The 9,813-nt window shown below is 72.4% G+C and carries 7 protein-coding genes and 1 pseudogene; 3 read left to right on the top strand and 5 right to left on the bottom strand.

Features of this window, described 5'->3' with window-relative positions:
- Positions 1 to 317, top strand: a pseudogene (locus AOK16_RS08485) (hypothetical protein); the annotation flags it as partial.
- Between the two features lie 153 nt (positions 318 to 470).
- On the opposite strand, the gene AOK16_RS08480 reads toward AOK16_RS08485, so the two are convergent.
- Positions 471 to 2,870 (bottom strand): Tex family protein, encoded by a 2,400-nt coding sequence (locus tag AOK16_RS08480; RefSeq protein WP_055471623.1) that lies wholly within the window; start codon positions 2,868 to 2,870, stop codon positions 471 to 473.
- 100 nt (positions 2,871 to 2,970) lie between these two features.
- Entirely contained in the window at positions 2,971 to 3,753 is a 783-nt protein-coding gene (locus tag AOK16_RS08475; protein WP_055471622.1) for an enoyl-CoA hydratase/isomerase family protein, read from the bottom strand.
- A gap of 347 nt (positions 3,754 to 4,100) precedes the next feature.
- On the opposite strand from AOK16_RS08475, the gene AOK16_RS08470 reads away from it, so the two are divergent.
- Positions 4,101 to 4,610 carry an ATP-binding protein gene (locus AOK16_RS08470; protein WP_079101188.1) on the top strand — a complete coding sequence of 170 codons (510 nt, stop codon included), beginning with the start codon at positions 4,101 to 4,103 and terminating at the stop codon, positions 4,608 to 4,610.
- Between the two features lie 119 nt (positions 4,611 to 4,729).
- Here AOK16_RS08470 and idi read toward each other — a convergent pair whose 3' ends face one another.
- The 3 genes from idi to galE all read right to left on the bottom strand — a co-directional run bounded on the left by idi (position 4,730) and on the right by galE (position 7,980).
- Positions 4,730 to 5,329, bottom strand: coding sequence for an isopentenyl-diphosphate Delta-isomerase (gene idi, locus AOK16_RS08465; RefSeq protein WP_055471621.1), 600 nt, complete (start codon positions 5,327 to 5,329; stop codon positions 4,730 to 4,732).
- A gap of 161 nt (positions 5,330 to 5,490) precedes the next feature.
- Positions 5,491 to 6,435 carry a cation diffusion facilitator family transporter gene (locus AOK16_RS08460; protein ID WP_055471620.1) on the bottom strand — a complete coding sequence of 315 codons (945 nt, stop codon included), beginning with the start codon at positions 6,433 to 6,435 and terminating at the stop codon, positions 5,491 to 5,493.
- A gap of 552 nt (positions 6,436 to 6,987) precedes the next feature.
- Positions 6,988 to 7,980, bottom strand: a complete 993-nt coding sequence (galE, locus tag AOK16_RS08455; RefSeq protein WP_055471619.1) for a UDP-glucose 4-epimerase GalE — start codon at positions 7,978 to 7,980, stop codon at positions 6,988 to 6,990.
- A 340-nt stretch (positions 7,981 to 8,320) separates the two neighbouring features.
- Between galE and AOK16_RS08450 the strand changes: the two genes are divergently transcribed.
- Positions 8,321 to 9,813, top strand: a 1,493-nt coding sequence (locus AOK16_RS08450) for a DUF5941 domain-containing protein (protein WP_055471618.1), incomplete at its 3' end; no start/stop codon positions are given.

Raw genomic sequence — 9,813 nt, 5'->3', positions numbered from 1 at the left:
TGCTGCTGGCCCTCTCCCTGGGCGCGGACCGTCCCGAGAACGCCCAACTGCTGCGCCAGGGAGGGGCGAGCTGGCTGCGCAGCGAACGACTGAACGGCACCCCTGTCACTGTCATCGCCGGCCCCCAGCCCCCCGACTCCGGCGACACCGCCCCGCCTGCACCGCGCACCTTCACCGGGTCCACCGAACGCCGCACCCGCTACTGGATCGATGCCGACGGGCTCTTGCACCGCTTTGCAGCCCTGGTCGCCGGTGGCAAGTGGGCCACCCTCGACTTCCCGCATGGCGACGCCGCGCCGATCCCCACCGTCCGCTGAGGCGCCTTTCCGCACACAACAGCCCGTCGGTGCTCGTTGCTCGGCGGCAGAGGTGCCCAGCGGGGCCGCGGCTGAGGATCAGGTGGGGACGTGGGGTAGGCGTTCCGCCCCGCGGAACGCCTACCCCACGGCGAGGGCCGAACAATGCCGACGTTACCGCTTCCCCTGAGGGCCCAGCAGCCCCGCTCTCCGCAGCGCATCCGCCATTGCCCCGTTCGCAGGGGCGGACTCGCGGCCACGCCCCGCGCTGCCACTGCCTCCGCGGCCCCCGCGATCACCCCGTCCGCCGCGTTCGCGGCGCGGCGGCTGCGGCGCCCCGCGCCCGGCGCGGCCCGCGCCCGCACCGGCACTCGCGCCACCCTCGCCGGACGGCGACTCATCCTCCAACCGCAGCGTCAGCGAGATCCGCTTTCGCGGAATGTCCACATCGAGCACCTTCACCCGCACGATGTCCCCCGGCTTCACCACATCCCGAGGATCCTTCACGAACGTCCGCGACATGGCCGAGACATGCACCAACCCGTCCTGGTGCACACCCACGTCCACGAACGCCCCGAACGCCGCGACGTTCGTGACGACCCCCTCCAGGATCATCCCGGACTCCAGGTCGCCGATCTTCTCGACGCCCTCCTTGAAGACGGCCGTCTTGAACGCGGGCCGCGGGTCGCGCCCGGGCTTCTCCAGCTCCTTGAGGATGTCCGTGACGGTCGGCAGACCGAACGACTCGTCCACGAAGCTCTCGGCCCGAAGCCCCCGCAGCACGCCCGAGTTGCCGATCAGCTCCTTCACGTCGCCCCCGGCGGACGCGGCGATCCGCCGCACCACCGGATACGCCTCGGGGTGCACGCTGGAGGCGTCCAGCGGGTCGTCCCCGCCGCGGATGCGCAGGAACCCCGCGCACTGCTCGTACGCCTTCGGCCCGAGCCGCGCCACCTCCTTGAGCTGCTTCCGGGCGCGGAAGGCGCCGTTCGCGTCCCGGTGCGCCACGATGTTCTCGGCGAGGCCCGCACCGATGCCGGACACGCGCGCGAGCAGCGGCGCGGACGCCGTGTTGACGTCCACGCCCACCCCGTTCACACAGTCCTCGACCACCGCGTCCAGCGAGCGCGAGAGCTTCACCTCGGACAGGTCGTGCTGGTACTGCCCGACGCCGATCGACTTCGGGTCGATCTTCACCAGTTCGGCCAGCGGGTCCTGGAGCCGCCGCGCGATCGACACCGCGCCGCGCAGGGACACATCCATCCCCGGCAGTTCCTGCGAGGCGAAGGCCGACGCCGAGTAGACCGACGCGCCCGCCTCGGAGACCATCACCTTCGTCAGCTTCAACTCCGGCTGCCGTGCGATGAGATCGGCCGCGAGCTTGTCGGTCTCGCGGGAGGCCGTCCCGTTGCCGATCGCGACCAGCTCCACGCCGTGCTCGCGCGCGAGCCGGGCCAGCGTCGCCAGCGACTCGTCCCACTTCTGCTGCGGCACGTGCGGGTAGATCGTGTCGGTCGCGGCCACCTTGCCGGTCGCGTCCACGACGGCCACCTTCACGCCCGTACGGAAACCGGGGTCCAGGCCCATCGTCGCGCGCGTGCCGGCGGGCGCGGCGAGCAGCAGGTCGCGCAGGTTGGCCGCGAAGACGCGCACCGCCTCGTCCTCGGCGGCCTGCCGCAGCCGCAGCCTCAGGTCGATGCCGAGGTGGACCAGGATGCGGGTGCGCCAGGCCCAACGGACCGTATCGGCGAGCCACTTGTCGGCCGGGCGCCCGCGGTCGGCGATCCCGAACCGGGCGGCGACCGCCCGCTCGTACGAGCTGGGGCCCTCCTCCGGCTCGTCGCCGGGCCCGGCGGGCTCCAGGGCGAGGTCGAGGACCTCCTCCTTCTCGCCCCGGAACATCGCCAGCACGCGGTGCGAGGGGAGTTCGGTGAACGGCTCGGCGAAGTCGAAGTAGTCGGCGAACTTCGCGCCCGCCTCCTCCTTGCCGTCCCGCACCTTCGCGGCCAGCTGCCCGCGCTGCCACATCCGCTCGCGGACCTCGCCGATCAGGTCGGCGTCCTCGCCGAACCGCTCGGTGAGGATGGCGCGGGCGCCGTCCAGCGCGGCGGCGGCGTTGGCCACGCCCTTGTCCGCGTCCACGAACGCGGCGGCCGCGGCGAGCGGTTCGACCGCCGGGTCGCCCAGCAGCCCGTCGGCGAGCGGTTCGAGCCCGGCCTCGCGCGCGATCTGCGCCTTCGTACGCCGCTTGGGCTTGAACGGCAGGTAGATGTCCTCGAGTCGGGCCTTGGTGTCGGCGGCCCGGATGCGCTGCTCCAGGGCCTCATCCAGCTTGCCCTGCTCACGCACCGATTCGAGGATCACGGTACGCCGCTCCTCCAGCTCCCGCAGATAGCGCAGCCGCTCCTCGAGGGAGCGCAGCTGCGCGTCGTCGAGCATCTCGGTCGCTTCCTTGCGGTAGCGCGCGATGAACGGCACGGTCGAACCGCCGTCGAGCAGCTCGACGGCCGCCTTCACCTGCCGCTCCCGTACGCCGAGCTCCTCGGCGATCCTGCTCTCGATCGACGTCGTCACGATCCGTTCCGCCTTGTCGTTGCCGCTGGTGCCTGCATTCTGGCAGGCCCCACCGACAACGCCACGACCACCGGCCTCGGCGCCGCCGGAACGCCCCGCTTCAGGACCCGTCCCGCACCCCCGTCCACGTGAAGCGCGGCTCTCTCCGCTCCAGGAACGCCGCGACGCCCTCCGCGCGGTCCGGGCTCGCGTGGGCCTGTGCGGCCCAGTGGGTTTCGCGGGCGGGGGTGGTGGGGCCGCCTGCGAACTCCTTGGCGGCGGACTGGGTGAGGAGGGAGCGCGAGGCCAGGACGCGGGTGAACTCCGCGACGCGGCTGTCGAGTCCGTCTCCCGGCAGCACCTCGTCCACCAGGCCGGTGCGCAACGCCCGCTCGGTGCCGATCAACTCCGCGGAGAACAGCAGGTACTTGGCGGTCGCCGGGCCGACCAGGGCCGTCAGGCGCCGGGTCGACACGGCCGGGTAGACGATGCCGAGCTTGGCCGGGGTGACGCCGAAGGACGCCCTCTCGGCGGCGAAGCGCAGATCGCAGGCCGCGGCCAGCTGGCAGCCGCCGCCCACGCAGTAACCGCGTACGGCAGCCAGCGTCGGCTTCGGGAAGTTCGCCAGCGCTTCCTCCGCGGTCACCGAGAGCCCCTGCGACTCGGCCGCCGAGTCCGCGGAGTCCCGCAGCGAGCCGATGTCCGCGCCCGCGCAGAACGTGTCGCCGGAACCGGTCAGTACCAGCGCCCGCACGGCCGGGTCGGCCGCGAGCCCGTCCAGCAGGCGCGGCAGCCGCAGCCACATCGCGTTGGTCATGGCGTTGCGCTTGGCGGGGTGGTGTATGACGACCGTCGCGACCCCGTCGGCGACGGACGCCCGCAGTCCGGGCTCGGTGGGCTCCATGGCCCGGATGCTATCCGGGCAGGCGGAAGCGGCCGCCCAGGCCTCCGGCCGCGCGCACCGCCCCGCCCACCGACCGTCTCCCACCGCTCAAACCGGCCTGCGTGAACCGGTCTTCGCGCATGGAAACAGACGGACAAGACCGGTCACCGACCATCCCAGCTCTTCCGTACCTGATCAGAAACCGTCGATAAGCATCAACTTCCGGGCACCCGACAGGTGCGGACCGGAACATTGCCAACACTCAACGTGTGAAGTGGACTCAGCCGTCACACCGCGTGCCCGACGCCCCCGGTGCGGCAGCGGGGGCTGCGGGGAACGTCGCGCGAGGGCGAGAGTTGGTGCCGGACATGGAGATCCGCGGGAGCGTACCGCCCGACCCGAGACAGGCAGCGCCCAGCGCCCCTGTCACCGAAGGGCTGACCGCTCCACTGCCGTACGAGGGGGTGTGGCGGTTCACCGCCCCAGCCATGGAGTCATCGGTTCCGCAGGCCAGGCACGCGGTCCGCGACCTGCTGCGGAACCAGCGCGTACCGGTCCAGGACGACGTCGTCCAGGGCCTCCTGCTCATCGTGTCCGAACTCGTCACCAACGCCGTACGGCACGCGGCCCTGCTCTCCCCGGAAATAGCGGTCGAGGTCTCCGTCGGCGCCGACTGGGTGCGGGTGGCCGTCGAGGACAACCACCCGTACCGCCCCAAGGCCCTGGTGGCCGACCAGGGGCAGACCGGCGGCCGCGGGCTGCTGCTCGTCAAGGCGATCACCGCCGAGGCGGGCGGGGTCTGCGACGTCGAGCACACGGCGACCGGCGGCAAGGTCGTCTGGGCCGCGATGCCTCTCAGCGGCCACCCCGCACACTGAAGCCTCGGAAAGCCCGCGCACACCGAGGCCGCGGAAACCTCGGAAGCCTGCCGCGTGACAGTCAGTCCGCCGTCCAATAGCCCGTCGCCTGACAGCCCGTCGTCCACCAGCCCCGCCGGCTACCAGCTCGCCGACTGCCCCGTCAGCTCCCGGATCGCGGGCCGCGCCGCGTCCAGCACCGTCATGAACCAGGCCGAGAACGGCCCCTCCTCATGCAGCTTCGCCAGCTCCGCCGCCGTCACGAACGCCGTCTCGCCGACCTCCTCCGGATCCGGCCGCGGCTCGCCCTTCACCACTCCCACGAACAGGTGGTTGTACTCCTGCTCCACCAGACCCGACGCCGGATCCGGGTGGTTGTAGCGCACCGTGCCCGCCTCGCACAGCAGCGAGGGCGAGACCCCCAGCTCCTCCGCCGTACGCCGCGCCGCCGCGGTGAACGGTGGCTCGCCGGGGTACGGGTGGCCGCAGCAGGTGTTCGACCAGACGCCGGGGGAGTGGTACTTCCCCTGGGCGCGGCGCTGGAGCAGCAGCCGCCCCGTGCTGTCGAAGAGGAAGACCGAGAAGGCGCGATGCAGCCGGCCGGGCGGCACGTGCGCGGAGTGCTTCTCCGCGGTGCCGATCGTCGTGCCGTTCTCATCGACCAGTTCGAGCATGATCGGTGCCGCGGACCCGCCGGACGAGAGATCCGAGGCGGCCGCTGAGGCTGGGGTGATCGGCATGGCCATCCTTCTGTTCGACTACGGGCGCCAAGTCTGCCGCACAAAACGGGCGCCGCCGCGCTCACTACCCGCCAGGTTCAGCCTGTCAGGCGGCTCATATGACCAGTACGGCCGACCTCGCGACCAGGCATGGGCGCCGGGTTTCAGTGGCATGCCGGGCTTCAGTGGCAGAGCCTGGCCTCGTGTTCCGCGTGCCCCACCGGCTCCAACTGGAACGTGCAGTGCTCCACGTCGAAGTGCTCGCCCAGACAGCCCTGGAGGTCGTGCAGCATCTTCTCGTATCCGACCGCGTCGAGCACCTTCTCCTGCACGACCACATGGGCGGAGAGCACCGGCAGTCCCGACGTGATCGTCCACGCATGCAGATCGTGCACGCCTTCGACCCCGGGCAGCGCCAGGATGTGCGATCTGACCTCCGCCATGTCCACGTCCTTCGGCGCGGCCTCCAGCAGGACGTCGAGCGCCTCGCGCAGCAGCCGCCAGGTGCGAGGCACGATCATCAGGCCGATCGCCAGCGAGGCGATCGGGTCGGCCCGCTCGAAGCCGGTCGCTACCACCAGCACCGCCGAGACGATCACCGCGAACGAGCCCAGCGCGTCGGCCATGACCTCCAGGAACGCCCCGCGGACGTTGAGGCTCTCCTTCTGGCCGCGCATGAGCAGCGCCAGCGAGAGCACGTTCGCGCACAGGCCGATCGCGCCGAACACCGCCGTCAGCGGGCCGTCCACCTGCGGCGGCTCGATCAGCCGCTGCACCGCCTCGTAGAGGATGAAGCCGCCGACCCCGATCAGCAGCAGACAGTTGGCGAGCGCGGCGAGGATCTCGGCGCGGGCGTAGCCGAAGGTGCGGCGCTCGCTCGGTGGGCGGTTGGCGAAGTGGATGGCCAGCAGCGCCATCGCGATGCCGACCGCGTCGGTCGCCATGTGCCCGGCGTCGGCGAGCAGCGCGAGCGACCCGGTGAGCATGCCGCCCGTGATCTCCGCCACGAGCACACCCAGGGTCAGACCCAGCGCGATCCGGAGCCGCCCGCGGTAGGCCGCGGCTGCGGTTCCGGACGCCCCCGGCGGCGGGGCGTGCGCGTGGCCGTGGTCGTGCCCTGCTCCCATGGCGAGTGCCTCCCGAGAACGCCTGCGGCCGAGCGACCGCGGTAAGCCCCGGCGGCGGCCGGCGCCGCTGACAGTGAACTACGGGCAGGGGCATGGGGCAACACGGCACTGAACACCGTTGTCATATGCGCTGACCTGCGGCTTTGCGCCTCGGCCCAGAGGACGGGAAGCCCCGGTGCCGATCCGGCACCTCCGGACTCCGCCGACAGCGGCCCGCCCTTGCCGGCCGCCCCAGACCGACTCGACCGGCCTCGGTCGGAGCCCCGGGGGTGACGGCCGTCGAGAACCGCCATCGCGGCGGGAACTTCGCCGCCGGTGCGGCGGGCGATCCCAAGTGGCACCGCGGCCCCGGGCGGCCACGCCGCCTTGGTCTCCCAAAGGAGCCTCCGCTGCCAGCCGTCCCGGGCCGGCCCGCCCGGCCTCGGCCGAGCCACGGAAGGGGTGGGGCCACCGTGGGCCCCGGGCCGCCCCTGGCTCAGGGAGCGTTGGGGCGGCCCGTGGTCCAGGGAGCCGTCGGGCGGTCCCTCGACCGGGTCGCCTCAGCCCTCCGCCTCAGTCCCCAACCTCAGTCCCCCGGAGGGACCTCCGTTGCCAGCCTTCCCAGGCCGACTCGACCATGTCGCGGACCGTGTGGCGCGGGGCCCAGCCCAGTTCCCGCTCCGCGAGGGCGGCGGAGGCGACCACGCGGGCCGGATCGCCCGGCCGCCGGGCGACGACCTCGGCGGGCGGCTTCGTGAGCCCCGACACCTCGGCGACCAGATCGGCCAGTTCGCGTACGGAGACCCCGTGCCCGGTGCCGATGTTCACCGTCAGGTCGCCGGCCTCCTGCTGCCCCGCGAGCCGCCGCGCGGCGGCGAGGTGGGCGGCGGCCAGGTCGGCGACATGGATGTAGTCGCGGACGCAGGTGCCGTCCGGCGTCGGATAGTCGTCGCCGAAGATCTGGGGCGCCCGGCCGTGCGTCAGCGCCTCGAAGAACATCGGGATGACGTTGAACACCCCGGTGTCCGCCAGCTCGGGGCGCGCGGCACCCGCCACGTTGAAGTAGCGCAGACAGGCCGTCGCCATCCCGTGCGCGCGGCCAGTGGCTCTTACGAGCCACTCGCCCGCGAGCTTGGTCTCGCCGTACGGGCTCATCGGACGGCACGCGGTGGTCTCCGTGACGAGGTCCACATCCGGCATCCCGTAGACGGCGGCCGAGGACGAGAAGACGAAGTGCCGTACGTCCGCGGCGACCGCGGCCTCCAGCAGAACGGTGAGGCCCTGCAGGTTCTCGCGGTAGTAGAGCAGCGGCTCCTCGACGGACTGCCCGACCTGCTTGCGCGCCGCGAGATGCACCACACCCGTGACGCCGTGCTCGGCCAGCGTGCGATCCAGCAGTTCGCGGTCCAGGACCGTGCCCTTGACCAGCGGGATTCCCTCCGGGAGCCGGTCGGTGACGCCGGCGCTGAGGTCGTCGAGCACGACCGCGCTCTCCCCGGCCTCCGTCATCGCCCGCACCACATGTGCCCCGATATAACCGGCACCGCCGGTGATCAGCCATGTCATGCCCGGCAGCCTAGCCCTCGGGCCCGGGCGCCGGCCGTTTGTCCCCGGCCGCCGCGATCCACCATGATGCTCGGCGGAGGCGTTCCCGCGTCGGTCGTCCAGCGCAACCACTGTGGCCTTATCGGGACGTAAACGGTCGATGAACGGTCACTTCCGGGAATCCGATAACCTCTGCCGACGCGCCGCCCGCCCGTACGTACGGGCTACGCGATGAGGCCCTGAGCCCGCGCGGCCAAGTCAGTTGCCCAAGGAGTGAGTTCGTCTGTCGACCGCCATCCTCACCGGTCCTCCGGTCGCCGGGTCGCAGCTGGAGAGCGAGCTGCGCGCCCTGGGCTTCGACGTGGTCTCCGCCACGGCGGCCGACGACGTCCCGGCCCTGCTGGCCGCGGCCCCACCCGAGGACCGAGTGGCCGTCGTCGACCCGAACCTGGTCGCCCACCCCCACGCCCTCCGCCTCGCCCTGACAGACCCCCGCTACCCAGCGGCAGCCATCCCAGGCGCGGTAACGGCCCAGCCGGAAGCAAGGGCGGCGCTGGCCGCGGTCGTCCCCACAACCGCCACCGCGGGCCGTCACGCCGACGATGGCGCGGACACACCACCCGCTGTGGGAGATCGTCCGCCTGGGGGTACCCCCTGCACGGAGTGCTCGGGGGAGGGACGGGCTGGCACAGCGGACGACCACCGGCGGGCAGCCGGATCAACGACCCCCACCACGACGGCGCGACCGCTCCCGGACGTACTGGCCGAGACTCTCGAAGCCAACGGCACAAGCGTCCACCGCCCAGACCTGGGCGCCCTGGTCGCGACCGTCCCCGCGAACGACACCGCCCGCGCGGAGGCGCAGACGGCCGTCGCCGCCGTAGACGACGAAAAGATCCGCCTCCGCACCGCCGTAAAGGCGAGAGACGGCTTCTTCACCACCTTCTGCGTCAGCCCCTACTCCCGCTACCTCGCCCGCTGGTGCGCCCGCAGAGGCCTCACCCCCAACCAGGTCACCACCGCCTCCCTCCTCACGGCCCTGATCGCCGCGGGCTGCGCCGCCACCGGCACGCGCCCCGGCTACCTCGCGGCCGGCGTCCTCCTGCTCTTCTCCTTCGTGCTGGACTGCACCGACGGCCAGTTGGCCCGCTACTCGCTGCAGTACTCCACGATGGGCGCCTGGCTCGACGCCACCTTCGACCGCGCCAAGGAGTACGCGTACTACGCGGGCCTCGCGCTCGGTGCGGCCCGCGGTGGCGACGACGTCTGGGCGCTGGCCCTCGGCGCGATGGTCCTCCAGACCTGCCGCCACGTCGTGGACTTCTCCTTCAACGAGGCCAACCACGACGCCACCGCCAACACCAGCCCCACGGCGGCCCTTTCGGACCGGCTGGACAGCGTCGGCTGGACTGTCTGGGCCCGCCGCATGATCGTCCTGCCGATCGGTGAGCGCTGGGCGATGATCGCCGTCCTCACGGCCGTCACCACGCCCCGTATCGTCTTCTACGCCCTGCTCATCGGCTGCGCGCTCGCCGCCTGCTACACCACGGCGGGCCGCGTGCTCCGCTCGCTCACGCGCAAGGCGCAGCGCACCGACCGCGCGGCGCGGGCGCTGTACGACCTCACCGACTCGGGCCCGCTCGCCGAGGCCATCGCCACCGGTACCCCGCGCGGGAAGAGCACCGGCGGGAAGACCGCCGGCTTCGCGTACGCGCCCGTCCTGCTGGCCGCGGCCGCCACCGCGCTCCTGCTCGTCGACGCGGTCGTGACCGGCTTCGGCAGCTGGCAGCTGGTCAGCGGCGCCTGCTTCTACACGGTGCTGGCCGGCCTCGCCGTCGCCCGCCCCCTCAAGGG

Source organism: Streptomyces pathocidini (genome assembly GCF_001418495.1).
GTDB lineage: Bacteria > Actinomycetota > Actinomycetes > Streptomycetales > Streptomycetaceae > Streptomyces > Streptomyces pathocidini.
Note: the sequence above shows the minus strand (reverse complement) of the source record. Positions and strands in the feature narration are given on the sequence as shown.